General features: G+C 73.1%; 23 protein-coding genes, 1 pseudogene and 1 riboswitch. Of the genes and pseudogenes, 8 read left to right on the forward strand and 16 right to left on the reverse strand.

The window, feature by feature from the left end:
- Nucleotides 1-658: 658 nt before the first annotated feature.
- The 6 genes from F8568_RS50815 to F8568_RS42615 form a co-directional block, all read right to left on the reverse strand.
- A complete protein-coding gene (locus tag F8568_RS50815; RefSeq protein ID WP_151599853.1) occupies nucleotides 659-1,249 on the reverse strand; it encodes a phospholipid scramblase-related protein in 591 nt (196 codons plus the stop codon).
- Between the two features lie 408 nt (nucleotides 1,250-1,657).
- Complete coding sequence (gene groL, locus F8568_RS42595; protein WP_151599854.1) at nucleotides 1,658-3,286, reverse strand: chaperonin GroEL; 1,629 nt, start codon at nucleotides 3,284-3,286, stop codon at nucleotides 1,658-1,660.
- A gap of 455 nt (nucleotides 3,287-3,741) precedes the next feature.
- Complete coding sequence (locus F8568_RS42600; RefSeq protein ID WP_151545339.1) at nucleotides 3,742-3,942, reverse strand: cold-shock protein; 201 nt, start codon at nucleotides 3,940-3,942, stop codon at nucleotides 3,742-3,744.
- A gap of 177 nt (nucleotides 3,943-4,119) precedes the next feature.
- Nucleotides 4,120-4,398: a MoaD/ThiS family protein gene (locus F8568_RS42605; RefSeq protein WP_151599855.1), complete on the reverse strand. Its 279-nt coding sequence runs from the start codon at nucleotides 4,396-4,398 to the stop codon at nucleotides 4,120-4,122.
- A 20-nt stretch (nucleotides 4,399-4,418) separates the two neighbouring features.
- Nucleotides 4,419-5,663, reverse strand: a complete 1,245-nt coding sequence (gene thrC / locus F8568_RS42610) for a threonine synthase (protein WP_151599856.1) — start codon at nucleotides 5,661-5,663, stop codon at nucleotides 4,419-4,421.
- 16 nt (nucleotides 5,664-5,679) lie between these two features.
- Nucleotides 5,680-5,821, reverse strand: a riboswitch (SAM riboswitch).
- 85 nt (nucleotides 5,822-5,906) lie between these two features.
- Nucleotides 5,907-6,761, reverse strand: coding sequence for a cation diffusion facilitator family transporter (locus tag F8568_RS42615; RefSeq protein WP_151599857.1), 855 nt, complete (start codon nucleotides 6,759-6,761; stop codon nucleotides 5,907-5,909).
- A 132-nt stretch (nucleotides 6,762-6,893) separates the two neighbouring features.
- On the opposite strand from F8568_RS42615, the gene F8568_RS42620 reads away from it, so the two are divergent.
- Complete coding sequence (locus F8568_RS42620) at nucleotides 6,894-8,327, forward strand: alpha,alpha-trehalose-phosphate synthase (UDP-forming) (protein WP_151599858.1); 1,434 nt, start codon at nucleotides 6,894-6,896, stop codon at nucleotides 8,325-8,327.
- Here F8568_RS42620 and F8568_RS42625 read toward each other — a convergent pair.
- Together F8568_RS42625 and F8568_RS42630 are read right to left on the reverse strand one after the other, a co-directional pair.
- The gene (locus F8568_RS42625) at nucleotides 8,324-9,355 is read right to left on the reverse strand and encodes a sulfotransferase family protein (RefSeq protein ID WP_236010037.1); all 1,032 of its coding nucleotides are present in this window, start codon (nucleotides 9,353-9,355) and stop codon (nucleotides 8,324-8,326) included. The genes F8568_RS42620 and F8568_RS42625 overlap by 4 nt on opposite strands.
- Before the next feature lie 113 nt (nucleotides 9,356-9,468).
- Nucleotides 9,469-10,020: an RNA polymerase sigma factor gene (locus F8568_RS42630; RefSeq protein WP_151545333.1), complete on the reverse strand. Its 552-nt coding sequence runs from the start codon at nucleotides 10,018-10,020 to the stop codon at nucleotides 9,469-9,471.
- Between the two features lie 11 nt (nucleotides 10,021-10,031).
- Here F8568_RS42630 and F8568_RS42635 point away from each other — a divergent pair, with 11 nt between their 5' ends.
- The 3 genes and pseudogenes from F8568_RS42635 to F8568_RS42645 all read left to right on the forward strand — a co-directional run bounded on the left by F8568_RS42635 (nucleotide 10,032) and on the right by F8568_RS42645 (nucleotide 13,819).
- Entirely contained in the window at nucleotides 10,032-12,227 is a 2,196-nt protein-coding gene (locus F8568_RS42635) for a serine/threonine-protein kinase (protein WP_151599860.1), read from the forward strand.
- Nucleotides 12,228-12,425: 198 nt separating this feature from the next.
- Nucleotides 12,426-13,109: pseudogene (locus F8568_RS42640) on the forward strand (LLM class flavin-dependent oxidoreductase); the annotation flags it as partial.
- A 107-nt stretch (nucleotides 13,110-13,216) separates the two neighbouring features.
- Nucleotides 13,217-13,819, forward strand: coding sequence for a PadR family transcriptional regulator (locus F8568_RS42645; RefSeq protein ID WP_151599862.1), 603 nt, complete (start codon nucleotides 13,217-13,219; stop codon nucleotides 13,817-13,819).
- Between the two features lie 126 nt (nucleotides 13,820-13,945).
- Here the strand turns inward: F8568_RS42645 and F8568_RS42650 are convergent, their stop codons facing one another.
- From F8568_RS42650 to F8568_RS42660, 3 genes are all read right to left on the reverse strand, one after another.
- Nucleotides 13,946-15,172 (reverse strand): hypothetical protein, encoded by a 1,227-nt coding sequence (locus tag F8568_RS42650; RefSeq protein ID WP_151599863.1) that lies wholly within the window; start codon nucleotides 15,170-15,172, stop codon nucleotides 13,946-13,948.
- A 142-nt stretch (nucleotides 15,173-15,314) separates the two neighbouring features.
- Nucleotides 15,315-16,157, reverse strand: coding sequence for a trehalose-phosphatase (gene otsB, locus F8568_RS42655; protein WP_328601293.1), 843 nt, complete (start codon nucleotides 16,155-16,157; stop codon nucleotides 15,315-15,317).
- A gap of 20 nt (nucleotides 16,158-16,177) precedes the next feature.
- Complete coding sequence (locus F8568_RS42660; RefSeq protein WP_151599903.1) at nucleotides 16,178-16,474, reverse strand: DUF3263 domain-containing protein; 297 nt, start codon at nucleotides 16,472-16,474, stop codon at nucleotides 16,178-16,180.
- A 492-nt stretch (nucleotides 16,475-16,966) separates the two neighbouring features.
- Here F8568_RS42660 and F8568_RS42665 point away from each other — a divergent pair, with 492 nt between their 5' ends.
- Nucleotides 16,967-17,560 carry a MarR family winged helix-turn-helix transcriptional regulator gene (locus F8568_RS42665; protein WP_328601294.1) on the forward strand — a complete coding sequence of 198 codons (594 nt, stop codon included), beginning with the start codon at nucleotides 16,967-16,969 and terminating at the stop codon, nucleotides 17,558-17,560.
- Nucleotides 17,561-17,649: 89 nt separating this feature from the next.
- Here F8568_RS42665 and F8568_RS42670 read toward each other — a convergent pair whose 3' ends face one another.
- The 5 genes from F8568_RS42670 to F8568_RS42690 all read right to left on the reverse strand — a co-directional run bounded on the left by F8568_RS42670 (nucleotide 17,650) and on the right by F8568_RS42690 (nucleotide 24,092).
- Nucleotides 17,650-17,943 (reverse strand): SHOCT domain-containing protein, encoded by a 294-nt coding sequence (locus tag F8568_RS42670; protein ID WP_202126015.1) that lies wholly within the window; start codon nucleotides 17,941-17,943, stop codon nucleotides 17,650-17,652.
- A 122-nt stretch (nucleotides 17,944-18,065) separates the two neighbouring features.
- Entirely contained in the window at nucleotides 18,066-20,309 is a 2,244-nt protein-coding gene (locus tag F8568_RS42675; protein WP_151599864.1) for a S8 family peptidase, read from the reverse strand.
- Between the two features lie 249 nt (nucleotides 20,310-20,558).
- Nucleotides 20,559-22,232, reverse strand: coding sequence for a solute symporter family protein (locus F8568_RS42680; protein ID WP_151599865.1), 1,674 nt, complete (start codon nucleotides 22,230-22,232; stop codon nucleotides 20,559-20,561).
- Nucleotides 22,232-22,483, reverse strand: a complete 252-nt coding sequence (locus F8568_RS42685) for a DUF485 domain-containing protein (protein WP_328601295.1) — start codon at nucleotides 22,481-22,483, stop codon at nucleotides 22,232-22,234. The genes F8568_RS42680 and F8568_RS42685 overlap by 1 nt, the downstream gene beginning before the upstream one ends.
- Nucleotides 22,484-22,688: 205 nt before the next feature.
- A complete protein-coding gene (locus F8568_RS42690; RefSeq protein WP_151599867.1) occupies nucleotides 22,689-24,092 on the reverse strand; it encodes an MDR family MFS transporter in 1,404 nt (467 codons plus the stop codon).
- Nucleotides 24,093-24,190: 98 nt separating this feature from the next.
- On the opposite strand from F8568_RS42690, the gene F8568_RS42695 reads away from it, so the two are divergent.
- The 3 genes from F8568_RS42695 to F8568_RS42705 all read left to right on the forward strand — a co-directional run bounded on the left by F8568_RS42695 (nucleotide 24,191) and on the right by F8568_RS42705 (nucleotide 26,439).
- Nucleotides 24,191-24,778 carry a TetR/AcrR family transcriptional regulator gene (locus F8568_RS42695; RefSeq protein WP_151599868.1) on the forward strand — a complete coding sequence of 196 codons (588 nt, stop codon included), beginning with the start codon at nucleotides 24,191-24,193 and terminating at the stop codon, nucleotides 24,776-24,778.
- Nucleotides 24,779-24,847: 69 nt separating this feature from the next.
- Entirely contained in the window at nucleotides 24,848-25,789 is a 942-nt protein-coding gene (locus F8568_RS42700) for an LLM class flavin-dependent oxidoreductase (protein ID WP_151599869.1), read from the forward strand.
- Nucleotides 25,786-26,439 (forward strand): alpha/beta fold hydrolase, encoded by a 654-nt coding sequence (locus F8568_RS42705; protein ID WP_151599870.1) that lies wholly within the window; start codon nucleotides 25,786-25,788, stop codon nucleotides 26,437-26,439. The genes F8568_RS42700 and F8568_RS42705 overlap by 4 nt, the downstream gene beginning before the upstream one ends.
- Nucleotides 26,440-26,441 lie beyond the last annotated feature (2 nt).

Consider the following 26,441-nt stretch of genomic DNA (forward strand, 5'->3'; position numbering starts at 1 on the left):
TCCCCACCACCCTCGCGAACGAGGATGGCCACGGGGCGACCCGGCCTGCCGGCCGGATCGATAAAGGCACTGGCTTTTAACACGCTGTTGAGTTCTCAAGAAACGGACACCCACCGCGCTGGACCCGCTTTCGCGTTTCCCGCCCCGGGGCGACTGTTCTTACTTTATCAGATCCGCTCGGAGTGTCAATTTCCGGGCTTTTCCGATCGCCTTTCCGGTCCGCTCGCGCGGCCCTTCCGGGCGGTGTTGCCATTTCATCAGATCCGGCCCGTTTTGCAAAATCGGGCCTTTCCGATGCCACCACGGCACGGCTGACACGGCGGAGCCGCGCCGGCTGCTGAGTGGTGGTTTCCCCTTCGGGCCGGCCGCCTTCCGGCGTCCCGCTCCCCTGTGGGGCGAAGTGAACAGTATGCCCACCGGCCGCCGTCGTCAAACCGACTCGCGGCCTCCGCTGCGCACGGGTCGGACGTCTCCGGCGCGGGTGTGCCCGACGGCACCGCTCTGACCTCGAGGTTTGTCCCGGAAGCCCCGTCCCGAAAGGGACATTCCACAACTTTTGTCCGGTCGAAATTTTTCCGCCGACGTCCTGCGAGAGGCCGGCCCCACCCGCGATCTCCGCCTCCGGTCCCCGCACGCGAGAGCGGGACGCGGGCACGGGTCAGGTGATGTCCTTCGACTCGTGCAGGTTCAGGTCCATGACGATCGCCGTCATCACGGCCATCGTGCGCAGCGGCTCCCGGACCGGGTCGAAGATCTCGACGTCGTACTTGTCCGCCGTGGTCAGCAGGTGGGTGGCGAGGCCCGCCCATTTCTTGCGGACATGCGCGACCTTGCCGCCGTCGGTGTCCATGACCTCGAAGTTGTTGCGCGGCAGGTCCACGGCGATCGTGCCGAGCCTCCCGCCCTCCGCGTCCCTGAGGACGTAGCGGCGGCCGACCCGCTCGGTGACGAACGCGCCGAGGAGTTCGCCCTTGGAGTCATGCACCTCCGTCAGCTCCCGTCCCCGCCGCTTGTCCACCACGTAGAGCGGATCGCCGCCGGGCGTGGTCAGCAGCACCACGTGGGCGTCGAGATCGGACTTGCCGGGGAAGAGCGTCCGCAGCGTCTCCGCGCGCCCCTTCTCGCCCGTCTCGCCGGCGACGGCCAGGACGGTGCCGTCGCCGTCGAGGACCCGGTACCTCGACTTCGCGAACGGGCCTCTGCGCGGCTGTTCCACCTTGAGCACCGGGGAGCTGAACACTTCGCTCACGCGTTCTCCTGCCTCATCGGCCGCTCACGCGGGCCGTCCGCCGAGTCCGTCGGCCGGCGCGTTCGGGATGCGCCGTCCAAGCCGCGATCCTGCCAACACCGGCCGCTCAGGGGAAGCCGTTCCGGACCGGCGGCACGGGCCTGTACCGCCGCCGTCGCCGCTCACCTGCACGCCCGTCCTCCAATCGGCTCCGCGCGGAAAGCATCTCCTGGCGACCGGGAGACCGCGCCCCCGCTGTTCGAACGGCCGCGCCGGCGTGCGCGTTCCCGAACGGGGCGCGTCCAACGCGCCCACGCCCCGGACACGCCAAAGGGGCGGTTCCCGAAGGAACCGCCCCTCGAATCACCGCACGATCGTGTGCCCGCCGTTATGGCCGGCCGGACCCGATCGTCCGGGTCATGGGCTCGATCAGAAGTCCATGCCGCCGGCGTCGGGCATGCCGCCCGCCGGGGCCGGGGTCTTCTCGGGCTTCTCGGCGATGACGGCCTCGGTGGTCAGGAACAGCGCGGCGATCGACGAGGCGTTCTGCAGCGCGGACCGGGTCACCTTGGCCGGGTCGAGGATGCCCGACTCGAACATGTTGACGTACTCGCCGCTCGCGGCGTTCAGGCCCTCACCCGGGGTCAGGTTGCGGACCCGCTCCACCACGACGCCGCCCTCGAGGCCGGCGTTCACGGCGATCTGCTTCAGCGGCTCCTCCAGAGCGCGCTTGACGATGTTGGCACCGGTGGCCTCGTCGCCCGCGAGCTCCAGCTTGTCGAACGCCTTGGTGCCGGCCTGCAGCAGCGCGACGCCACCGCCGGGGACGATGCCCTCCTCGACCGCGGCCTTGGCGTTGCGGACGGCGTCCTCGATGCGGTGCTTGCGCTCCTTGAGCTCGACCTCCGTCGCGGCGCCGGCCTTGATGACCGCGACACCGCCCGCGAGCTTGGCCAGGCGCTCCTGGAGCTTCTCGCGGTCGTAGTCGGAGTCGGTGTTGTCGATCTCGGTGCGGATCTGGTTGACCCGGCCCGCGATTTCGTTGGCGTCACCGGCGCCGTCCACGATGGTGGTCTCGTCCTTGGTGATGACGACCTTGCGGGCGCGGCCCAGCATGTCGGTCGTGGTGTTCTCCAGCTTGAGACCCACGTCCTCGCTGATGACCTGGCCGCCGGTCAGCGTGGCGATGTCGCCGAGCATGGCCTTGCGGCGGTCGCCGAAGCCCGGGGCCTTCACGGCCACGGACTTGAAGATGCCGCGGATCTTGTTGACGACCAGGGTCGCCAGGGCCTCGCCCTCGACGTCCTCCGCGATGATCAGCAGCGGCTTGCCGGACTGCATGACGCCCTCGAGGACGGGCAGCAGGTCCTTGTTGGCCGACGCCTTGCCCTGAACGATCAGGATGTACGGGTCCTCGAGGACCGCCTCCATCCGCTCGGGGTCGGTCACGAAGTAGTGCGAGATGTAGCCCTTGTCGAAGCGCATGCCCTCGGTCAGCTCGAGCTCCAGACCGAAGGTCTGGCTCTCCTCGACCGTGATGACGCCTTCCTTGCCGACCTTGTCCATCGCCTCGGCGATCATCTCGCCGATCTGCGGGTCGCCCGCGGAGATGGACGCCGTGGAGGCGATCTGCTCCTTGGTCTCCACGTCCTTGGCGAGCTTGGACAGCTCCTCGCTGACCCGCTCGACCGCGGCCTCGATGCCGCGCTTCAGCGACATCGGGTTCGCGCCGGCCGCGACGTTGCGCAGGCCCTCGCGGACCAGCGCCTGCGCCAGCACGGTGGCCGTCGTCGTGCCGTCACCGGCGACGTCGTCGGTCTTCTTCGCGACTTCCTTGACGAGCTCCGCGCCGATCTTCTCCCAGGCGTCCTCGAGCTCGATCTCCTTGGCGATCGACACACCGTCGTTGGTGATCGTGGGAGCGCCCCACTTCTTCTCCAGCACGACGTTGCGGCCCTTGGGACCAAGGGTCACCTTTACGGCGTCGGCGAGCTGGTTCATGCCGCGCTCGAGGCCGCGCCGGGCCTCCTCGTCGAACGCGATCATCTTTGCAGCCATAGGCTCCTAGTCCTCCCGGAACAAGGTGGCTTAAAGGATCGAGCCGACGCCCGCGACGGACGGCCCCGCGCCCGGCGGCTGCCATTCCGCCACCGGACTGGGGCCTCATCGCCCCGACCCAGACTGTGAAGCTGTCACTCTCCACAGTAGAGTGCCAACCGTTTTTTAGCACTCTACCCTGCCGAGTGCAAGCGCCGCACAACCTCGCCGCACTCATCTTCCCCGACCCGCCCGGACTCCCCCTGACCTGCACCGGAAGGCCGCGGCTCACCGCCGGACGTGTGTCGGTGTGCTCCGTTGTACGCGATCGTGCGCCGTTATTCGCGGAACACGTGCCCGGGGTGGGAGGTAGGGGTGGCGATCCGTTCCGCGCGTTCCGCGACCGGAGGTGGGTCGAGCGTCCGCCACGCGCGGCACTGAGGCGCCATGGGGCTGCCGCTCCGCCCACGTGATCGTCAGAGGGGGCGGACGGCGTCGGCCTGGGGGCCGCGGTCGCTCTGGGTGATCTCGAACTCGACGCGCTGGCCCTGTTCGAGGGTGCGATAGCCGTCCATCTGGATCGCCGAATGGTGGACGAAGACGTCGCGGCCCCCGTCGACCGCGATGAAGCCGTACCCCTTGTCGGCGTTGAACCACTTGACCGTGCCCTGCGCCATTCCGAGCCCCGCCGTTCGAGCGTGCCCGGCCCCCGCCCCTGCCACCGCGGGGACCGCGGACCAGCCGGGTCGTCACGGCGCTGGGCCGCGGCGGGGTCGACTCGGCATGATCGGAGTCGACCCTACCCGGCGGGTACGACGGCGCCTCGGGGGCGGGGGCGGGATGGCCGGTGGCGGTCAGCCGCCGGCGACGGCGGGGATGATCGAGATCTGGGTGCCCGCGGGGGTCGCGGTGTCCAGGCCGTCGGCGAACCGGACGTCCTCGTCGCCGACGTAGACGTTGACGAACCGGCGGATCTTGCCGGCGTCGTCCAGGATGCGGGCCGCGATACCGGTGTAGCTGGCCTCCAGGTCGGCGACCACGGCGCGCAGGGTGTCGCCCTCGGCCTTCACCTCCGCCTCGCCGCCGGTGTAGGTCCGCAGGATCGTCGGGATGCGGACGGACACGCTGCTCATCTGCTGGCTCCTTGTCGTTCTCAGGCGAGGCCGGCGGCGCGGAACGCCTCCAGCGTCGGGGCGATGTTCGCACTGGGCTTGGCGACGGGCGCGACGGCGTCCAGGGTCTTCAGCCCGTCGCCGGAGTTGATGATCACGGTCTCGGCGGACGGGTCGAGGGTGCCCGCCTCGACGAGCTTGCGCAGGCAGCCGACGGTGACGCCGCCGGCGGTCTCGCCGAAGATCCCCTCGGTGCGGGCGAGCAGCCGGATGCCCTCGACGACCTGCTCGTCGGTGACGTCCTCGACGGCGCCGCCGGTGCGGCGGGCCACGTCCAGGACGTAGGGTCCGTCGGCGGGGTTGCCGATGGCGAGGGACTTGGCGATGGTGTCGGGCTTGACCGGCCGGACGACGTCGTGGCCCGCCTTGAACGCGGCGGAGACGGGGTCGCACCCGGCGGCCTGCGCGCCGAACACGCGGTACGGCCTGTCCTCGACCAGGCCGAGCTTGATCAGCTCCTGGAACGCCTTGTCGATCTTGGTGAGCTGGGAGCCGGACGCGACCGGCACCACGATCTGGTCGGGCAGCCGCCAGCCGAGCTGCTCGGCGATCTCGTAGCCGAGCGTCTTGGAGCCTTCGGCGTAGTACGGGCGGACGTTGACGTTGACGAACGCCCAGTCCTCCTGCTCGCCGGCGATCTCGGACGCGAGCCGGTTCACGTCGTCGTAGTTGCCGTCGACGGTGACGAACGTCCCGCCGTACACCGCCGTCGTGATGATCTTCTGCGACTCGAGGTTCGACGGGACGAACACCGCGCTGCGGATCCCGGCGCGGGCCGCGGCGGCGGCGACCGCGTTGGCGAGGTTGCCGGTGGACGGGCAGGCCAGCACCTTGAAGCCGAGCTCGCGAGCGGCGGCGAGCGCGACCGCGACGACGCGGTCCTTGAACGAGTGGGTCGGGTTGCCGCTGTCGTCCTTCACCCACAGGCGCTGCAGGCCGAGGCTCTCGGCGAGGTTGTCGGCGCGGACGAGCCGGGTCAGGCCGGGCTCGGTGTTGGGGGTGTCGGCGACGGTCGACGGGACGGGCAGCAGCCCGCGGTAGCGCCAGATGTTGCGCGGACCGGACTCGATGTCGGCCCGGGTGATCCCGCCGAAGTCGTAGGCGATCTCCAGCGGGCCGAAACACTCCTCGCACGCGTAGAAGGGGCCGAGATCGCGCTTGGAGCCGCATTCGCGGCAGACGAGGGCGGTAGCGGGTCCGAGGTCAGTGGCAGGCGTGAATGCCATGAGGGCGAGGCCTTTCTCCCCATCTTCCCTGCGCCACCTTGGTCGCAGGCCGGAGTTGGCACCATCTCCCGGCCGGCCTCGCAGGATCGCGAGCGCGCCATGGCCGAGTGGTTGCCGGGGCTTCGCAGGGCCGGTCCCTCCACCCCTCTGGATGAGCGGTATTCAGTTGTCAGGGGGCTGAGCTGGAAGACCGGCCCGTCGGCCACTGTGCTTCCTGCACCCCTCTGGATGAGCGGTATTCAGTTATAGGAGCCAGAGCGCCAGTAGATAACGAGCGCTTTGAGCTCGTATGCGAACTTTACATGACGTGACCGGAGGGCGGACAGACGGGTCCGCCCTGTGAGACGTTACCCCGGGGGTGGTCTTGATCACGCCGGCTCGTCGGCGGCGTCGCGGTGCGGGGGTGCGCTGGGTGGGGTCGAGGAAGACGTGCCGGACGATCGGGACGCGCTCCTTGAGCCGCCGGTCGATCTCGCCGGCGACGTCCTCGGCCTGGTCGGCGCTGATGGCGTCGGAGAAGTGGACGCGGGCGGCGACGAGCAACTCGTCCGGGCCGAAGTGCATGGTGAGCAGGTCGTCGACGCCGGTCACGCCGGGCGCCGCGGCGATCTCGGCGCGGATCTCGGCCAGCGCGGCGGGGTCGGCGGCGCGGCCGATGATCAGGCCCTTGCTGTCCCGGCCGAGCACCACCGCGACGACGACGAGCAGCAGGCCGATCAGCACGGACGCGAGGCCGTCCCAGAACTGCGAGCCGGTGAGCTGGCGGAGGACGAGCCCGGCGGCGGCGAACGCGAGGCCGATCATGGCGGCGGTGTCCTCGAACAGCGCGGCCTTGAAGGTGACGTCGGGTGACCGGCGGACGTGCTCGACGATGTCGCGGCCGTTCTCGCGGGTCTCGCGGCGCGCCTGCGTGTACGCGCGGACCCAGGACGTGCCCTCCAGCAGGCCCTGGTTGAGGGTGTCGGCGACGGAGTGGGCGCCCTCGGCGAGCATCGCGCTCGATCCGGCGAGCGTCCCGGCGATCAGTTTCGCGATGGCGAGGATGAAGTCGGCCGTCCCGGCGACGAGGACGGTTTTGGTCGTCTCGGCCCGACTCATTCTGGCCGGGTACCCGGAGCAATCCCCCTAATCACGGCGCTTTCGGTACGGATGCCTACCCGCCGGGTGGTGCCGAAGTGTTCCCCCTGGGCCACTTTGAAGCACCCCCGTCGCAACTGAGACCCTGCCGGTATGAGCCAAGTGGTGGTGGCGTCGAACCGCGGGCCCGTGTCGTTCTCGCTGTCCGACGACGGCGCGCTGGAGATGCGGCGGGGAGGCGGCGGGCTCGTGTCGGGCCTGGCCGGGGTGGCGTCGGGGCAGGACGTGCTGTGGGTGTGCGCGAGCCTCGGGGAGGCGGACCGGACGGCGGCGCGGCGCGCTCCGGACGGGCGGATCGACCGCGCCGGGCACGACACCGGCGGCGCGGCCGTCCGGATGCTCGACATTCCGGCGGCGACGTTCCACCGTGCGTACAACGCGGTCGCGAACTCGACGCTGTGGTTCGTCCACCATCTGCTGTACGACACCCCGCGCAGCCCGCATTTCGATGCGCGCGCGCGGCGCGACTGGCAGTCGTACGAGGCGTACAACGCGGCGTTCGCCGACGCGCTGGCGCAGGACGCGGCGCAGGGAGCGAAGGCGGCGATCCAGGACTACCACCTGTCGCTGGCGCCGCGGATGCTGCGGGAGCGGCGTCCCGACCTTAGGATCGTGCATTTCTCGCACACGCCGTGGGCGCCGCCGGAGTACTTCCGTCTGCTCCCCGACGACATCGGCGCGCAGGTCCTGCTGGGCATCCTCGGCGCGGACCACGCGGGGTTCCTCACGGAGCGCTGGGCTTCGGCCTTCCTCGACTGCTGCGAAGTGGTGCTCGGCGCGCGCGTCGACCGCGTGGCCCGCACCGTCACGTGCGAGGGACGCACGACCCGTGTCGGTGTTCACGGCCTCGGCGTCGACGGGACGGCGTTGCGGGAGCGCGCCGCACAGCAGGACGTGACGGAGCGGGCGCGCGCGCTGCGCGAGCAGGTGGGCGACCGGCAACTCATCGTGCGCATCGACCGGACCGAGCTGTCGAAGAACATCGTGCGGGGGCTCGCCGCGTACCGGGAGATGCTCGCCAACCATCCGGAGTGGCACGGGCGCGTGGTGCACCTCGCGTTCGCCTACCCGTCGCGCTACGACCTGCCCGAGTACCGCGAGTACACGGCGGCGGTGCAGCGGACGGCCAAGCAGATCGCCGAGGAGTTCGGCACCGCGACGTGGGAGCCGCTTATCTTGCAGGTCAACGACGACTATCCGCGGTCGCTCGCCGCGTACGGGCTGGCGGACGTGCTGCTGGTGAACCCGATCCGGGACGGGATGAACCTCGTCGCGAAGGAGGGGCCCGTCCTGTCGGAGCGGGGCTGCGCGCTGGTGCTGTCGCGGGAGGCGGGTGCCGCGGCGGAGCTGTCGGAGGACGCGCTCGTGGTGAACCCGTACGACGTGTCGCAGACCGCGGAGGCGCTGCACCAGGGGCTGCTGATGCCCCGCGACGAGCGGGCCGAGCGCTGCGCCCGGCTCGTGTCCGCCGCGACGGCGCTCCCGCCCCAGCGGTGGTTCGCCGACCAGCTCGCAGCGCTCGACTAATGCCCTTGCTGGGCCACCGGGTCGCCGGCCGGAGCGAGGCGGCAGTCGACGGGGCTCGGTTCGTGGCGGCGCTGCCAGCGTTCGCGCAGGTCGGCCTTGCCGTGCGCCATGCGGCGGTGCGCGGCGGTCCGGGCGAAGCGGGCGAGCCGGGCGGCGGGCGGTTTCGGCAGGCCGCTGGGCTCGTAGCCGTACGCGGCGAGCCGGTCGCCGAACGCGGCCTCGGCCAGGCTGATCTCCCAGGCGTCCAGCCGCTGCGCCCACGACCCGACGCGGGCGGACGTGACGGCGGCGCGGGTGAGGCCGTGCCACGTCTTCTGCGGCGGGACGGTCCGCTGCGCGAGGGTCTGCGGGGCCGTCATCGCCGGGTGGTACTCCTCGCCGAGGAACTCGCACAGCCGGGACAGCTCGTCGGCGGGGTCGGTGACGAGCCGCTCGTACTGCAGCTCGTAAAAGGCGTCCGGGCCGAGGCGGGCGGCGAGCCGGTGCCCGGTGTCGACGGCCTCGCGCCAGACGGAGATGGCGTGGTTGAGGTCCTGGCCGTACCAGGGCATCTCCTTGAGGGACGCGACGCAGTCCCGGCCGTCGCGGACGAGGTGGACAAACTGGGCGTCCGGGAACATTCGCAGCAGCGCGCCGGCGTGCCGGATGTAGCTCGGCCGCTTGTCGCCCCAGCGGGTCTTGCCGTGCAGCCGGGCGTACGCGCGGAAGACGACGGCGAGCGCGGACCCGAGGGTGGGTGGCGCCGCGACGATCTCCTCGGCGACCGCGCGGGCGTCCAGGCCGAGCTCGCCGAACCGGGTGGCCGGCCGGGCGGTGAGCCAGTCGGCGAGGGCGCGCCTGTTCCGGCTGTCCGTGAGGTCACCAAACTGTGCCCGCGACGTATAGGCGGGGAGCACGAACCGCGTCTCGGTCGGGATCGCGATGCGGGGATGCGAGTGCAGCATGAGCCGCAGCAGCGTCGTCCCGGAGCGCGGGCAGCCGAACACGAAGATCGGGCGTTCGGACGGGGTCTCGAGGCCGGATGACATGCACCGCATGGTGGCCGAGCGGGGCCGCGGAATCCGGCGACTGAACGGACGGTTGCCGCCCGATGACGAAGGCTTGACGGCGCCGACCTGCGGAAGCAGGAGCGACCGGGCGGTCAGGTGTAGGACTCGCCGAGCGTCTGCCGCACCTGCTTGCGAGCCTCGTGGATGCGCGACTTCACGGTGCCGAGCGGCAGCTTCAGCTGCTCGGCGATCTCCGCGTACTCCAGCTGCGAGACGTCGCGGAGCACGAGCGCCTGGATGAGGTCCGGCTTGCGGGCCTCCAGGTCCTCCATGGCGTCGAGGATGTCGACGCGGGAGCCCGCGATGACGCTGGTGCGGCGCGGGTCGGGGCGCTGCTGCGGCAGCTCGCCGGCCTGCTCGACCGAGCGGCGCTTCAGCGACCGGTAGGTGGAGCGGGCCGAGTTCGCGACCACGACGTGCAGCCACGTGCTGAACCGCGACCGCCCCTCGAACCGGTGGATGTTCCGTGCGACCTGCAGCAACGCGTCCTGGCAGGCCTCCTCGGCGTCCTGCCGGCAGGGCAGGAACCGGGCGGCGTGCCGCAGCACGTCCGGCTCGATCTTGCGCAGCAGCTCGTTGAGGGCGGCCTGATCGCCCTGGGCGGCCTTGACCGCCAGCTCTTCGGTCCGCTCATCGAATGCCATGCCGCGCCTCAATGCTCGTTCGCACACTCACCCCGTTTGTTGGGCATGATACGGGAGTGTCCTTCCCACCGACTGTCGGCCGTTACCGAATCGATCGCGTCCTCGGATCTGGGGCGTTCGCGTCTGTGTGGCTCGGGCACGACGACGCGCTGGCCTCCCAGGTCGCCATAAAAGTCCTGTCCGGGAGCCTCCTGGACGACCTCGACGTGCGCAATCGCTTCCTCGAGGAGGCGCGGATCCTGCGCCGCGCCGACTCCGAGCGGCTCGTGCGCGTGCACGACATCGGGGAGCTGCCGGACGGACGACCCTACTTCGTGATGTCGTACGCCGACCGCGGAACGCTCGCCGACCGGATGCGCGAACGGCCACTTCCGGTCACCGAGGCGGTCGCGATGGCGGAGGAGATCGCCTACGGCGTCGAGGTCATCAACACGCTGGGCGTGATCCACCGCGACCTGAAGCCGTCGAACGTGCTGTTCCAGTCGACGCCGGACGGCGGCGAGAAGCTGCTGATCGCCGACCTCGGGCTGGCGAAGGCGCTCGCGCACGCGTCGGGCGCGTTCACGCTGCCGGTCGGCACCCCCGGCTACATGTCGCCGGAGCAGGCGCGCTTCGGCGGCGGGCTGGACGTGCGGGCCGACGTGTACGGGCTGGGCGCGCTGACCTACCACATGCTGACCGGGCGGGCCCCGGGCCCGGCGCCGGTGAAGTCGCCGCCGAGCGAGCTGCGCGAGGGCCTGTCGCCGGCGTTCGACCAGGTCGTGCTGCGGGCGCTGGAGGTTGAGCGGGAGAAGCGGTGGCCGACGGCGGAGGCGTTCGCCGAGGCGCTGTCGACGCTGCGGCCGACGACCGCGCCGGGTCCCGGCGGTCCCGCCGCGCCGGGTCCGTCCGGGCCGGGGGCGACGGCGGGTCCGGGCGCCGCGCCGTCGTACTCGCCGCCGGCGCCGCCGGCGCCGCGCATCGAGCCCGACGCGACCGTCCAGGACTTCTACCACGACGGGGCGCGGCAGGACCGTCCGCCCGCGCCCGTCCAGCCGCCGGGGCCGGGCCAGACGATGGCCGCGGGCCCGGGGCCGTCCCCGCAGAACGTGCCGCAGGAGCTGCGGACGCGGCTCGACCAGCCGCAGGACGACGACGTCCGCACCTCGGAGATGCGGCTGCCGGCGGGCGCGGGCCCGGTGCCGGGCGGCGGCGAGCAGACGATCATGGACGAGCCGGCCGGCCGCCTCGAGCCGCCGACCTCGCCCGACGACGACCGGACGAGGGCGTTCGGGCCGGCGTCGTACCCGCCGTCGCAGCCGCCGGTCCCGGCCGCGCCGCAGGGCGGCGACAACAAGACGACCGTGTTCCCGACGCAACCCCCGCCCCAGCAGGGTTCTCCGCAGGGCCCGCCCCAGGGCGCGCCGATGGGGCCGCCCGGGCCGCCGGGGCAGGGGCAGTTCGGCCCGCCGCCCACCGGTTTCCAGCCGCCGCCCGGCCCCGAAAGCCAGGGGCGGCAGGGCAAGGGCGGCGGTCTGCTCGGCAGGCTCAAGGGCGGCGGTGCGGGCGCGGGACGTCCGAGCGGTCCTGGCGGGACGGGAGGCGGCGGCGCGCCGCGCAAGTTCGTCACGCCGCTGATCATCACCGCGGTGGTGCTCGCGCTCGCGCTGGTCGTCGGGCTGACCCTCGGCATGCTGTCCGGCGGCGGGGGCGGCGGAAAGAAGAGCAAGGACAAGACGCCCAAGGTGCCGACCGACTTCGTCGCGATCGCCGACCCGTCCGGCAAGATCAAGACGGCGGTGCCGAAGACCTGGCCGAAGCAGCAGGAGCAGACCTGGGTGCCGACGACCGTGCACCTGAACGACGCCGGGCCGCGCCCGGTGCTGCGCGCGACGCCGAGCCTGCAGCAGTTCCTCGGGAACGGGACGGGTCCGGGCGTGTTCATCGGCCTGACCACCGACGTGCAGCCGGGCCACCTCCCGCCGCCGACCGCGGCCGTGCACGCGCAGTGCACCAAGGCCGCGCCGGAGAACTACACCAGCCCGGACGGGGCGCTGACGGGGACGATCACGCGGTTCACCGCCTGCAAGAGCGGGACGCCGTCGGTCACCGAGGTCGGCCTCAAGGACAAGGCGGGCAAGTTCGGGCTGTGGATCCGGGTCAAGGAGACCGACAACCGCAACGCGACCAAGGACATCCTCGACAACCTGAAGGTCACCGGCCCCTGACCCCGGTCGCCGGACGGGCGTCGCCGGCAGAGCGGGCGGCGCGCGCCGCCAGGATCCCGGCGGACGCCTCGTCCACCGGGAGGAACGCCTCCAGGCGCAGCTCGGCGACGGTGACGTCGGTCGCGGTCGCGAACGCGGCGCGCTCGGCTTCGCCGTCCCGCTGCGGCTGCGGACGCCGGACGGGGACTTGCCGCCGCCGCGTCGGTGACCGAGCGCGTCACGCTGGGGACGGCGGCGCTCATGCCGGTGCTCCGCCGTCCCGTGCAGGCGGCCCAGACGCTCGCGTCGATCGACCTGCTCTCACAGGAGCGCCTTACGGTGTCGGTCGGCGCGGGCTTTCCCGGCCGTTTCGGCAAGCCGATGTACGCCGCGTCCCAGGTTCCCTGGGAGAGGCGCTTCGCACGGCTGGACGAGACGGTCGCGCTATGGCGACAGCTGTGGCGGGAGCCGGAGAACAAGGCGTTCCACGGTGAGCTGCTCCACTTCGACGACCTGCCCACCATGACGTCGCCGTTCCGCAAGGACGGTCCGTCGATCTGGCTGGCCGGCATCACCCCGACCGCCCTGGCCCGCACCGGACGCATGTACGACGGGTGGCTCCCCTACCCGCCCGACCCGGCCGACTACAAGGCCGCGCTGGCGGACGTCCACCGTGCCGCGGCAGAGCGCGGGCGGGCGCCCGATGCCGTTACTCCGGCTCTCTTCGCGTCCGTGAAGATCCAGGCCGTGGCCGCCGGCGGCGCCGCGGAGGTCGCGGCGCGGCTCGCGGAGTACACCGCCGCGGGCGCCCGGCATCTCGTGCTGCGGCTGGGCACGACGGGTCTCGAGGAGATCGACGATCAGCTCGGCAGGGTCGCCGAGCTCCTGCCCCGGCTGCGCTGAGAACCGCCACCGATCCGAGGGGTTGCATCGCGAGCGGTTCCGATATATCGTTAATGCATCGCAACCGATCACGACCGTGTGATCGGACCGACTCCAAGGAGACAGCGATGCATGGACACACGATGGGAAGGCGCGGCCACGGCGGACCCGAAGGGCGCGCGCGGCGCGGCGATCCGTTCGGCCCCTGGGGCCCCGGCGGACCGGGCTTCGGCCCGGGCGGCCCCGGCTTCGGTCCCGGCCACCACGGCCGCGGCCGCGGCCGGCGCACCCGCCGCGGCAACGTGCGGGCCGCGCTGCTCGCCCTGCTCAACGAGCGGGCGATGCACGGCTACGAGATGATCCAGGAACTCGACGAGCGCACCGGCGGCGTCTGGCGGCCGAGCCCCGGCTCGGTCTACCCGACCCTGCAGATGCTCGAGGACGAGGGCCTGGTCACCAGCCGGGAGGAGAGCGGCAAGCGGCTGTTCTCCCTCACCGACACCGGCCGCGAGCAGGCGGCGGCGCAGACCACCGCCCCCTGGGACGAGGTCACCGAGGCCGCGGGCGCGAACGTCCTGCGCGAGCGCGAGGCGTTCGGCCAGCTCTTCGGCGCCATGAAACAGGTCATGGCAGTCGGCAGCGACGCCCAGAAGGCGCGCGCGCTGGACGTCATCAACGACGCCCGCCGCCGCATCTACGGGATCCTCGCCGATGACCCCGAGGCCGAGTAGCCGCCCTCTCGGGTCCGCGCCCGAGGGTGCTCTGATCCCGAGGCCGCGCGCCCCCAGGCAGGCCACCGGCCGACGACGCCGTGGCCGTCCGGACAGCCCGGACGGCCACGGCGTTCGCGCGTCCGGCTACTTGCCGCCGCCGGGGAACGGAACCTGCTTGGCGAGCTGGTCGGCCATGTACAGCTGCTTCCACACGTACAGGCCCATGTCCGCCTTCGTCAGCCGCCGCGCGACCGGCACGTCCACCGTCGCGCGGACCAGGTAGGACGCGCCCGGCGACAGGTACTTGTCACCGCCGTCCCCGGGGATGAGGTCGCCGCCCGCGAGCCGCCGCACGACCCGGCTCTGCGTCGGCGGCGTGCACATGTCCTCCGAGACGCCGGCCTGCGGCATGCACCGCCCCTGCGCCGCCTTCGTGACGAGGGCGCGCTTGAGGAAGACGTCGCCCGGGAAGTCGAGCAGCACCTTGTGGTCGGTCGGGTTCGTCAGCACGTACTCGATGTAGGCGAACGACGTCCCGGACGGCGGCGACGACTGGAAGGTGGTCACCACCCCGTCGTCGCTGACGCCGCCGCCGACCGCCGCGAGCCGGTACTTCGACCCGTCGGCCGTGCCCACCTCGATGGGCGTCCCGGTGCGCGGCAGCCGCGCCTGGCCGCCGGCCGGCCGCTGCTCGGCCGAGGCGGGCGCCGGGCCCTCGCCGCCCTTGCCGTCGCCGGAGCGCGGCAGCAGGACGAGCCCCGCCGTGACCGCCGCCGCGAGCACGAGCACTCCGCCCGCGATGAGGCCGCCGCGGCGCCCGCGCCTGCGGTTGCGCCCCTGCCCGTCGAGAGCCCGCGACCCGAGCCGCACCTGGACGCCGCTGGTCTCCCGCGAGCCCATCGGGCCCGCGGCGGACGGCTCCTCGACGGGCTGCCGCACGGCGGCCTGCGGCCCGGTGCGTACCCCGGGCACGGGGGCCTGCGGCCCGGTGTGGTGGCGGGGCACGGCGGCCTGCGGTCCGGTCTGCGAGCGCGGCACGGCGGCCTGCGGGCCCGTCTGCGAGCGCGGCACGGCCGGCTGCGGGCCCGTCCGCGGGGGCGACGCGGGGACCGGGCCCCATGCCTGCGGCGGCGTCCCGGCGCCCGGCGCTCGGCCCGGGCCGCCGTAGGGCCGCCCGGGAGGCGCCGGGGCGTGCACGATCGGACGCGACGGGGCGTCGGGCGGGATCGGCGCGCCGCCGAGCCCCGCCGGGGACGCTCCCGGAACGACCGGCGTGCCCTGGACCGGGGTCGCCGCGGGGGAAGGGAAGCCGTGCGGAGGCGTGCCCCTGGCGTCGCCCGGGCGGCGCGGGATTCCCGGATCCGTGTCCACCGTCCCAACCTCCCGTGTCCCTCGCGTGGCCGTCCAATGTCCACACATACCGCAATCCACCATATTTTGGCGCAATTAGACGTGTGGTCCACAGGTGCCACAAGAGTCACGCGAGATGCGACAAATCTGGTTACGGCACTTGTCACTCCGGCGCGGAATCGGCCGCGGCGAGCGTCCCGAGCAGCTCGACGATTCCGGCGGGACCGTCCACGACCAGGTCGGCGCGCTCGGCGAGCTCGGTCACCTCGTTGGACGCGCTGCACACCGTGACGCCCGGAACGCCCTCCGCGCGCAGCGCGTCCACCGCGTCGAACGCCGCGAGATCGCCGAGGTCGTCGCCGGCGAACAGCACCGCGGACGGCGGCGCGCCGTGCTTCGCCGCGAACGCGTCGGCGAGCGAGCGCAGCGCCCGCCCCTTGTCCACCCCCGGCGGACGCAGCTCCAGCACGTACCGGCCGGGCTCGACGGCGAGGCCGGTGCGCTCGGCGAGCGCCTCGATGATGCTGCGCAGCCGGTCGAGCGCCACCTGCGGCTCGGCGCAGCGCCGCGTGTGCACGACGATCGCGTGTGTCTTGTCCTCGACGAACGTCCCGGGCGGCGCGCCCGCCGCCTCCAGCACGCCGGGCAGCTTCGCGCGCGCCTCGGCGATGCCGGGCGGCGGGTCCGGCTCGGTGAGCGCGCCTGACTCCCAGCGCTCGAGCCCGTACTGGCCGAGCACCACCAGGCCGTCGACGCCCTCGAAGCCGCCGTACTCCACGGCCACGCGGGCGGGCCGACCGGTGATGATCGCGAGCGTGCCCACCCGAGGGGCCAGCCGGGCCAGCGCCGGCGCGGCCCCCGGATGGGCCCGGGCCGCGGCGGGATCGTCCACGATCGGCGCGAGGGTGCCGTCGAAGTCGAAGCCGAGCACGGCCCGGGAGGGGTCGGTGCGGATCGCGTCCAGGCCGTCGGTGCCGACGGCCGTCACAGAACGGGGAGAGTTCACGCCGACCTATCGTGGTCGACTCAGGGCCGGATGCCGAGCCGCCGCGCGGCGCGCTGCCGCTGCCGCTGCGACCGCAGCCGGCGCAGCCGCTTGACCAGCATCGGGTCGCACTCCAGCGCCTCGGGCCGGTCGATGAGGATGTTCAGGAGCTGGTAGTACCGCGTCGCCGACATGTCGAAGTGCTCGCGGATGGCCTGCTCCTTGGCTCCGGCGTACTTCCACCACTGCCGCTCGAAGGACAGGATCCGGCGGTCGCGCTCGGAGAGCAGGTCGGCCGGGAAGGCGGCGGCGTCCTCGACGCCGTCCTCGCCGGACATGGATGGGTCGGTGGGCTGGTCGATCACGCGTTTCAGGGCTGCGCCGTCGTCCGTGCCGCCGTCCTGGGGAGGGACGTCGCCGGGGACGTCGCCGGGGGCGTTCGCCGCTCGCATCAGGTCCCCTCTGTGGTCACTGATCCCGGGTCGTCCGGGTTCGGCCGGTGCCATGCTACGCGTCCGGGCCGACATCGTCCGGCGGTTCCGGCGGAACCCGCGCCGGTCGTCCAGCGCACCGCATCCCCGTTCACCTGGGGATCTCCATTGTCCCGCGTCCCACCGCCAACGGCGGGCACATCGGTCGCCGCAGTCCCGGATTCGACCCGAACGACTGGGATAAAGAACGCATAAAGAACATATGCACCGTACAGCCGTTAGAGTTGAAGGCCACCGTCCGCTGTCCGCGGTGACAGGAAATTGAACGGGAGACCCTTGCATGGCGACGGACACGCCCCGCCACGAGACCGCAGGCTGGACAACGGTCCGAGGCGTCCGGTGAGCGGCGACCGGCCCGATCCCGTCCTCGCCGCCATCGGCACCGCGCTGTTCCACCTGCGCCGGGTCTGGATCAAGCCCGACATGATGAAGCGGATCCGCGCGCGGACCGCCGGCCCGCCCGGCGGACGGCCGCTGCAGATCTCCAACCTGATGGTGGTGAACGCCGTCGCCGCGCTCACCGACGAGCCGCCGTCCGGGCCGTCCGGGGCGCCCTGCGCCGCCAGAGACCCCGACGACGCGGAGGCGGGCTGCGAGATCACCGTCGGCGCCGTCGCGGACCGGCTCGAGATCGACCCGTCCACCGCGAGCCGGCTCGTCGGGCACGCGATCGACGCGGGCCTGGTCTCCCGGCGCCCCTCCCCCGTGGACGCGCGCCGCGCCAACCTCGGGCTGACCGACGCCGGCCGCCGGGTCAAGCAGGTCGCCGACCGGTACCGCCGCGCCTACTACCACGGGCTGATGAACGACTGGACGGACGCCGAGCGCGCCGAGTTCGCCCGGCTGCTCACCCGGTTCGCCGACGCCGCCGCCCGCGACCCGATGGACCCGGACGGCATCGACAAGATCTTCGAAGAGGCCGGCCTGGAGTAACCCGGCCCCCGTTGACTTGCGGCGAGTCGTCGTTATGCCGGGCCGGATAACGACGACTCGCCGCAAGTGAACGTGTGTTCACGGCGGGGTCAGCCGCCGTTGCGGAGGGCGGACCGGCGCATCAGGTACTCGTCCTCGTCGATCTCACCGCGGGCGAACCGCTCGGCGAGCAGCGCCTGCGCCTGCGCCATCGGGTCGGACGCGGCCGCGGCGGACGCGGCGGACGCCGACATCCGGCGGCGGATCAGGTAGAAGCCGGTACCGAGCACGGCCAGCCAGAACAGCCCGAACATGATCGGGAAGATGGGCCAGTAGCCGGGGGCGCCCCCGCCCCCGTCGTGCCACGGGCCGGGATGCGTCGCGAGCGTCGTCAACATGGTCATCGACCTTCCTGTGTGCGGATGGTTCGATGCTGCGCGACGGGTTCGGGGGCGCGAATCGGACGGCGGGAGGCACCTGCGCTACGCCCGCCGGAGTACGGCCCCCGCCCCGCCCGGGGCGGCGGTCACCACCAGGGCGGACGGTAGTCGTCGTCCTCGTTGGAGGAATAGGGGCGCCGGGCCTGGTGGCCGCGGGCGTCGTCGTCCGCCGGGCCGGCGGGCGGGCCGGGCGGCGCCGGTGGGACGGGCGGCGGCGCGGGGAAGCCGCCGGTGTCGTCCACGGGAGGTACGGCGGACGCGGGCGGAGCCGCGGGCGGCGGCGGGCCGGCCGGCGGGTCCTGCGGTGCGGCGGGGAACGGGTCCTGCGGTGCGGCGGGCGGCTCGGGTTCGGGCAGACCGGATCCTTCGAGGGCGCTGCGCCGGAACCGCTCCCATTCCTCGTCGTCGAGCGCGGGGGCGTCGTCGCCGGGTGCGGGCGCGCCGTTCGCAGCCGCGCCGTTCGTCGCGGCGCCGCCGGTGCCGTTCATCGCGTCCCGGCCGTTCGTGAAGTCGTGCCCGTTGTGGCCGTTGGCCGCGTGGCGTCCGCCGCCGTGGTCGTGTCCGTTCGCGGGACGGTCCTCGCGGAGGTGCCGTCCGCCCGGGGAGAACCCCTCCACCGGGCCGGGGAGCGACCCGTTCGGCCCGCCGACGGGGAACTCGCCGACCGGGAACTCGCCCGGCACGAACGGGCGCAGCTCGCTCGTCATGACGGGAGGCCGCCGCGGCGGGCCGCCGTCCTGCGGCGGGGCGCCGGTCTCCCAGGGCGGCTCGTCCCACTGGTCCGGCGGGAGCGCGTGCTCGGGGACGTACGGCTCGGACTCGGCGACCGGGTCCGGGACGGGCCGTCCGGCGGCGGGCTCCGGGTGTCCGGTGGGCGGCGGCAGGCCGGGGCCGGTGTAGGGATGCGAGCTCTGGAACGGCGCGGTGTGGACGGGGGCGATCGGCGAGCCCGGCGGGACCGTGCCGGGCGACGGCATCGCGGCGGGCTCGGGCGGCGCGCCGGGCAGCCGGTAGCCGGGCGTCGGATCGTCGTCGTCCGGCCCGCCGTCACCGAACGGCTCGTCGCCGTACGGCAGGGCGTCGTCGCCGGGGCGGCGCCGCTGCCGCCAGCCGAGGAACAGCCCGACGATCACCAGCACGCCGCCGCCGCCGAGCACCAGCGGGAGCAGCACGCCGGAGCCCGCGGACGGGGAGTCGGCGGCCGGCGTCGGCGTGGCGGACGGCGTCGGCGCCGCCTCGACCGGCCCCTTCGACGTCTTGTTCAGCGTGTTGGCGGCGACGAGCGCGCGGACGGCGTCGACCGATCCCGCGCAGGTCGTCGAGCCGGTCGGGTGGCCGCGCCGGGCGGGCGAACCCTTGATCAGCGCCTGCCGGACCTCGTCCGGGCTGAGCTTGGGGTAGCGGGAGCGGATCAGCGCGGCGACCCCGGCGACCATGGCGGACGAGGCGCTGGTGCCCGTCCCGACGACGTAGCCGTTGCTGGCGTCGGCGCTGACGATGTCGACGCCGGGCGCGCACACGGCGGCGTGCGAGTTGCGGTTGCTGTCCTTCCACAGGTGCAGCTTGCGGTCGAGGGCGCCGACCGCGATCACGCCCGGGTAGGCGGCGGGGAAGTTCTTGCGGTCGGCGCCGGAGCCGTCGTTGCCCGCGGACGCGATCAGAACGACGCCCTTGCTGAGCGCGTACTTGATCGCGCTCTCCTGCGCGGGGTTGCCGTTGTAGGACTGCCGGCCGCCGCCGAGGGACATGTTGATGATGCCGGCGCCGTGGTCGACCGCGTACCGGATGCCCTGCGCGACGGCGTCGCGGGAGCCGGTGGTGGCGGAGGTGTCGGTCTTGCGCAGCGGGTCGTTGTTCTCCAGCGTCACCCGGACGGACAGGATCCGGCTCTGCGGCGCGACCCCGAGCATGCCCTGGGCGAGGCCGGGCCCGTGGCCGTGACCGGCGATGATGCTGGCCATGGACGTGCCGTGCAGGCCCCAGTAGCGGCCGCCGGGGCGGCGCGCGCCGCCGGTCAGGTCGGGGCCGGTGACGACGCGGCCGGTGAGGTCGGGGTGGCCCTTGTCGACGCCGGTGTCCAGGACCGCGACCATCACGTTGGCGCCCTTGGAGTAGTGCCAGGCCTTCTGGGCGCGGAGCACGGTCAGGTGCCATTCCCGGGCGCGGATCTGGTCGGTCGCGGTGCGCACGGCGGCGCCGGCGGCGGCGCCGCGGACGGAGCGCGGCGCGCCGCCGGCCTCGTCGCGGACGAGCGCCGCGGGGACCGCCACCGCGGCGGCGAGGGTGAGCACGGTGAGCGCCGCGGTGGCGCGGGCACCGGCATGGGACACGCCGCCGCACCTCCCCTCGGCCGTCCGCCGTGGTCCACGGCGCGATCTGACATTCTGCCACGCGATGTCCAGGGCGCCGGGGCGCCCGGAACATTCCGGGGACGGTCCGGGACGGCGCGCGACCGCGCGTCCCCGAGCCGTCACCAGCCGTCCCTTACCGGCGGGTAACCGGGGTCCGGAACGGAATGGTAGCCCGCCCCGCCGGGCGCGTCGCGGACACCTCGGCGACGGGCCCGCCGGACGCCCGGCTCAGTGCGAGCCGGCGCCCGTCAGCGCCCGCACCGACATGTCGTCGTGCAGCGCCGGGTCGGCCCTCTCCCGGCCGAGGAACGTCCCGGCGACGGCGCACAGGAACCCGATCGGGATCGACACGAGGCCGGGGTTCTCCAGCGGGAACAGGTGGAAGTCGACCCCTTTGGGGAACAGCGCCTGGTTCTGGCCGGTGACCGGGTCGACCTTGCCCGACACGACCGGCGAGAAGAACACCAGCACCAGCGAGCTGATCAGCCCGCCGTAGATCCCGGCCGTCACCCCGGCCGAGTTGAACCGCCGCCAGAACAGCGTCAGCACGATCGCCGGGAGGTTCGCCGCCGCCGCGATCGCGAACGCCAGCGCCACCAGGAACGCCACGTTCAGGTTCCGCGCGGCGACCGCCAGCACGATGGCCAGCGAGCCGACCAGGAACGCGGCGACCCGCGCGACCGCGACCTCCTGCGACTCGCGCGGCCGGCCGAGCATCAGCACCTGCCCGAAGTAGTCGTGCGCGAGCGACGTCGACGAGGCCAGCACCAGCCCCGACACCACCGCGAGGATCGTCGCGAACGCCACCGCGCCGATGAAGGCGAGCAGGATGTCGCCGCCGACCCGCCCGCCGAGGTGCCGGCCGAGCTCCTGCGCGAGCTGCGGCGCGGCGGTGTTGCCGGACGGGTCCTGCGCGACGATCGCCTTCCGCCCGACGAGCGCCGCCGCGCCGAACCCGAGCGCCAGCGTCATCAGGTAGAACACGCCGACGAGGCCAATCGCCCACGACACCGACGTCCGCGCGGCGCGCGCGTCGGGCACGGCGAAGAAGCGGTTGACGATGTGCGGCAGGCCCGCGGTGCCGAGCAGCAGCGCGACCGCCAGGCTGATGAAGTCGAGCTTGTTGACGATCGTCTGGTACGCGTCGCCCGGCACGTCCCTGCCGTACCGCAGGCCGGGGCGCAGGAACGCCTCGCCCTTCCCGCTGGCGTGCGCGGCGGACCCGAGCATCGAGCCGACGTCGAAGCCGAACCGGGCGAGCACCAGCCCGGTCAGCACCAGCGCCCCCGCCATCAGCAGCACGGCCTTGATGATCTGCACCCAGGTGGTGGCCTTCATCCCGCCGAACATCACGTAGCAGATCATCAGCGCGCCGACGGCGACGATCGTGACGGTCCGCGCCGTCGCGGCGGACATGCCGAGGAACTCGCCGCCGCGGTGGATGCCGAGCAGCAGCGACACCAGCGCGCCCGCCCCGACCATCTGCGCGAGCAGGTAGAACACCGAGACGGTCACGGTCGACACGACCGCCGCGCGGCGCACCGGCGGCTGCCGCCGCACCCGGTGCGCCAGCACGTCCGCCATGGTGAACCGCCCGGTGTTGCGCATCAGCTCGACCAGCAGCAGGGTCAGCAGCCACGCCACCAGGAACCCGATCGAGTACAGGAAACCGTCGTATCCGGACAGGGCGATGAGGCCCGCGATGCCGAGGAACGACGCCGCCGACATGTAGTCGCCCGCCAGCGCGATCCCGTTCTGCGCGCCGTTGAACGTCCGCCCGCCCGCGTAGAAGTCGTCGGCGCCGCTGGTGTTGGCGCGCGCCCACACCGTGATGCCGAGCGTGATGAGCACGAACGCCACGAACAGCGTGCAGGTCAGCGCGCGCCCGTCGAGGGCCGGCATCACCGGGCCGTCCCGTCTCCGGCGGGCCGGTGCCGCAGGTCCTGGGCGAGCGGGTCCAGCCGCCGCCGCGCGTACGCGAGGTACGCCCAGGCCAGCAGGAACGTCGACGCGAACTGCAGCAGCCCGAGCAGCAGCGCCACGTTGACGTGCCCCGCGACCTGCCGCGCCATGAACCCGCGCGCGAACGCCGACAGCGCGACGTACACCGCGTACCACCCTAAGAAGGCCGCCGTGACGCTCGCGGCCGCCACCAGGAACCTCTTCCTGAGCTGCAGGAATCTCGGGTCTTCCGCGAGCGGCGCGTAACGGCCGGGAGGGTCGGTCCGCCTCCGTGGCCTCGTCCCGTCCCGTGACACTTTCGAGCCCCCGACCACAGTTCCCCCTGAACCAGACGTAACTCTATGTGCTTATTTCGATGCTCTATGAGATCAAAGATTCGCCCGCCACAGTGCTCACTTAGCCAGAAACGTGAGGTGGCCCGGTCCGGCCAAGGAGGAGGGCCGGGGGGAAGGCGAGGGCGGTGAAGGCGAGGGACCACCAGAAGGCGTGCCCGTACGCGGTGGACGCCGCGGCGCCGCCGGACGTCTGGTGCTGCAGGACGACGGCGAGGACGGCGGCACCGAACGAGCCGCCGACCTGCACGATGACGCGGGTGGCGCTGCTGGCGTGCGGGATCTCGTCCGGGCCGAGGCCCTGGTAGGCGGCGGTCATGACGGCGAGGGTGACGCCGCCGAGCCCGGCCCCGCGGACGACGAGGGCCGCGCCGAGCAGCCATTCGCTGGTGTGCGGCCCGGCTTCGGCGTAGGCGAGCGTGCCGAGGACGGTCACGGCGAGGCCGGCGAGGACGACGGGCCGCGGGCCGATCCGGTCGGTGAGGGCGCCGAGGCGGGTGCGGACGAGCAGGCTGCCGAGCCCCTGCGGGGCGAGCAGGAGGCCGGCGGCGACCACGCCGTGCCCGCGGACCTGCTGGTAGTAGAGCGGGAGCAGGAGCATCGCGCCGTACAGGGAGAGCCCCGACAGGAAGAGCAGGGTCGCGGCGGCGGCGAACCTGCGGCGGCGGAACAGCCGCAGGTCGATGGCGGGTTCGGACGGCGTGCGCAGGGCGTGGACGGTGAACGCGGCGAGCAGCAGGGTCCCGGCGCCGAGCGGGGCGAGCACGCAGGTGCGCCCGAATCCGCGGTTCGCCTCGGAGAGCCCGTAGATGATCGCGGCGAGCGCGGGCGACAGCAGGGCCATGCCGGTGACGTCGGGCCGGGTGCCGCCGCGCGGCGGGGTGCGCGGGAGGCCGCGCCAGGCGAGGACGAGCGCGAGGGCGCAGATCGGCGCGTTGACGTAGAAGATCCACCGCCAGCCCGCGTGGCCGACGACGAGGCCGCCGACGACGGGGCCGAGGATGGGGCCGACGAGCGCGGGCATGCTGATCGCGGCCATCAGCCGGCCGATCCGGCGGCCGCCGGCGGCGCGCATCAGCAGCGTCTGCATGACCGGCGTCATCAGCCCGCCGCCGGCGCCCTGCAGGACGCGGAAGGCGATCAGCGAGCCGATGTCCCAGGCGAGCCCGCACAGCACCGAGCCGAGCAGGAACAGGCCGAGGGCGAACAGCCAGACGCGGCGCCCGCCGAAGCGGCCTTCGGCCCAGCCGGTGAGCGGGATCGCCATGGCGAGGGCCAGCAGGTAGGCGGTGATCACCCACTGGATCTCGGCGACCGGCGCGTGCAGGTCGCGGCCGAGCCGTCCGATCGCGACGTTGACGATCGTGCTGTCGAGCAGCGGGGCCAGGGCGCCGGTGACGAGGATCCCGGCGAGCTTGAGCAGGGCGGGGTCGAGCCGTTCGGGGGCGGCGCGGGTGCCGGTGGTCATGCGGGCCTCCTTCATAAGAGACGCAACGTCTCTAACGGGTCCCGGAGTGTAGGCTGCGCAGAACAAGAGACGCAAGGTCTCTTAAAGGAGGAGTGGACGTGACCGGCGAGGCGAAGACGCGGCGGCGCGGGGCCGCACTGGAGACGGCGATCCTGGACGCGACCTGGGACGAACTGGACGCGTCCGGCTACGCGGGCCTCACCATCGAGAACGTCGCGGCGCGCGCGCGGACGGGCAAGCAGGTCATCTACCGCCGCTGGGCCAGCCGGCCCGACCTCGTCCTGGCGGCGCTGCGGTACCGGTACTCCTCGATCGCGGACGACGTGCCCGACACCGGGAGCCTGCGCGGCGACGTCCTGGCGGTCCTGCGGTACATGGCGCGGCGGTTCGGCGAGTTCGGGCCCGACCTGGTCCACGGGCTGATGGCGGAGGCGCAAGAGCTCGATCCGGGCACGTTCGAGGTGATCCCGGACGCGATGTCGGCCATCCTGCGCCGCGCCGCCGACCGGGGCGAGGTCGCCCCCGGCGCGGTGACCCCGCGGCTCGCGCGGATGCCGACCGACCTCGTCCGGCACGAGATGCTCCTGACCGACCGCCCGGTGCCGGACGAGGCGCTGGCCGAGATCGTCGACGACCTGTTCCTCCCGCTGGTGCACGCCAGAAGCCACACAACTTCCCGAATCTGAACTAACTACTTCAAAAACAAGAAGCGATAGTCGTAGGATCACCACCGGGACGACCACCGGAGGTGATCCATGCCGGAGACACGGTTCGGCTACCTGCTGCCGACGCGCGACCAGACGGTGACGGGCGAGCACGCCCCGCACCGGCTCGTCGAGTACGCGGTGCGCGCCGAGGCGCTCGGCTACGACTCGGTCTGGGCCGGCGACAGCCCCATCACGCGGCAGCGCGCGGACCCGCTGCTGCTCATGGCCGCCGTGGCGCAGGCCACTGAGCGGGTGGCGCTCGGCACCGCGGTGCTGCTGCCCGCGCTGCGGCACCCGATCCTGCTCGCCCACCAGCTCGGCACCCTCGACCGGCTCAGCGGCGGGCGGGTGATCGCGGGCATGGGGGCGGGCTTCCCCACCGCCGCGACCCGGGCGCAGTTCGCCGCGCTCGACGTCGACTTCGCGACCAGGGGCCGCAGGCTGGAGGAGTCGATCGAGGCGATGCGGCTGCTCTGGACCGGCGAGGCCGTCTCGCTCAAGGGCGAGTACTTCGCGTTCGAGGACGTGAGCGTCGCGCCGCCGCCGGCCAGGCCCGGAGGCCCGCCGATCTGGCTCGCCGGCGGCGGCCCCGCGCTGCGCCGCGTCGCCCGCATAGCGGACGGCTGGCTGCCGTACCCGCCCGAGCACGGCGTCTACGCGAAGGAGGCCGCGACGATCCGGGAGACGGCGCAGCGCCCGGTCACCCCGGCCCTGTACGCGACGTTCTGCCTCGACGACGACCCCGAGCGCGCGCGGGACAGGCTCCGGGCGAGCATCGAGCGCTACTACAACGCGCCGCTGGAGTTCATCGCCTCCATCCAGGCGATGTTCGCCGGCACGCCGGAGGACGCGGCCGCCTGGCTGACCCGCTACCTCGAGGCGGGCGCCCGCCACATCGTGGTCCGCTTCGCGACCGACGACCATGAGGCCGCCCTGGAGGAGTTCGCCGGTCGCGTCCGTCCCCTCGTCTCCGCGGAGGTCCCATCATGACCGCGTTCGTCCTGGTCGCCGGGGCCTGGCACGGCCCCTGGGCTTGGGACCGGGTGACCCCGTTCCTGCACGATGCCGGTGCCCGCACCCTCACCCCCGCGCTCGGCGAGGGCGACGTCGGCCTCCACGACCACGCCGGCGAGGTCGTCGCCGCGCTCGACGGCATCGACGACGACGTCGTGCTGGTCGGGCACAGCTATGCGGGCCTCGTCGTCCGGGAGGCCGCCGACCGCCGGCCCGACCGCGTCCGCCACCTGGTCCTGGTGGACGGCTGGGCCGGCGCCGACGGGACGAGCCTGTACGACCTGGCGCCCGCCCCGTTCGTCCAGGCGCTGCGGGACCGCACGTCCGGCGGGCGGATCGGCGTCCCGCCGCCCGCGGCCCTCGGCATCGACGACCCGGACGACGCGGCCTGGCTCGCCGGGCGGATGCGCCCGCAGCCGGCCCGCGCGTTCGAGGAGCCGACGCGCCTCACCGGCGCCGTCGACCAGATCCCCGGCACCGCGATTCTGTGCAGGCCGAGCGTCTACCCGTTCGAGCAGTGCGCCAAGGCGATCGGATACCGGACGGTCCAGATCGACGGCCCGCACGACGTGATGCTGACCGCGCCCGATGCCCTGGCCCGCCTGATCCTCCAGGCGGGCGCTTAGAG

The organism is Actinomadura physcomitrii (genome assembly GCF_008923205.2).
Lineage (GTDB): Bacteria > Actinomycetota > Actinomycetes > Streptosporangiales > Streptosporangiaceae > Spirillospora > Spirillospora physcomitrii.

Excerpts from the sequence above, each read along its gene's own strand:
- groL (WP_151599854.1), bottom strand. The coding sequence starts at position 3,286 with ATGGCTGCAAAGATGATCGCGTTCGACGAGGAGGCCCGGCGCGGCCTC.
- F8568_RS42600 (WP_151545339.1), bottom strand. The coding sequence starts at position 3,942 with ATGGCGCAGGGCACGGTCAAGTGGTTCAACGCCGACAAGGGGTACGGC.
- F8568_RS42605 (WP_151599855.1), bottom strand. The coding sequence starts at position 4,398 with ATGAGCAGCGTGTCCGTCCGCATCCCGACGATCCTGCGGACCTACACC.
- thrC (WP_151599856.1), bottom strand. The coding sequence starts at position 5,663 with ATGGCATTCACGCCTGCCACTGACCTCGGACCCGCTACCGCCCTCGTC.
- F8568_RS42615 (WP_151599857.1), bottom strand. The coding sequence starts at position 6,761 with ATGAGTCGGGCCGAGACGACCAAAACCGTCCTCGTCGCCGGGACGGCC.
- F8568_RS42620 (WP_151599858.1), top strand. The coding sequence starts at position 6,894 with ATGAGCCAAGTGGTGGTGGCGTCGAACCGCGGGCCCGTGTCGTTCTCG.
- F8568_RS42625 (WP_236010037.1), bottom strand. The coding sequence starts at position 9,355 with ATGTCATCCGGCCTCGAGACCCCGTCCGAACGCCCGATCTTCGTGTTC.
- F8568_RS42630 (WP_151545333.1), bottom strand. The coding sequence starts at position 10,020 with ATGGCATTCGATGAGCGGACCGAAGAGCTGGCGGTCAAGGCCGCCCAG.
- F8568_RS42635 (WP_151599860.1), top strand. The coding sequence starts at position 10,032 with ATGCTCGTTCGCACACTCACCCCGTTTGTTGGGCATGATACGGGAGTG.
- F8568_RS42645 (WP_151599862.1), top strand. The coding sequence starts at position 13,217 with ATGCATGGACACACGATGGGAAGGCGCGGCCACGGCGGACCCGAAGGG.
- F8568_RS42660 (WP_151599903.1), bottom strand. The coding sequence starts at position 16,474 with ATGTCCGGCGAGGACGGCGTCGAGGACGCCGCCGCCTTCCCGGCCGAC.
- F8568_RS42670 (WP_202126015.1), bottom strand. The coding sequence starts at position 17,943 with ATGACCATGTTGACGACGCTCGCGACGCATCCCGGCCCGTGGCACGAC.
- F8568_RS42680 (WP_151599865.1), bottom strand. The coding sequence starts at position 22,232 with ATGCCGGCCCTCGACGGGCGCGCGCTGACCTGCACGCTGTTCGTGGCG.
- F8568_RS42690 (WP_151599867.1), bottom strand. The coding sequence starts at position 24,092 with ATGACCACCGGCACCCGCGCCGCCCCCGAACGGCTCGACCCCGCCCTG.
- F8568_RS42700 (WP_151599869.1), top strand. The coding sequence starts at position 24,848 with ATGCCGGAGACACGGTTCGGCTACCTGCTGCCGACGCGCGACCAGACG.
- F8568_RS42705 (WP_151599870.1), top strand. The coding sequence starts at position 25,786 with ATGACCGCGTTCGTCCTGGTCGCCGGGGCCTGGCACGGCCCCTGGGCT.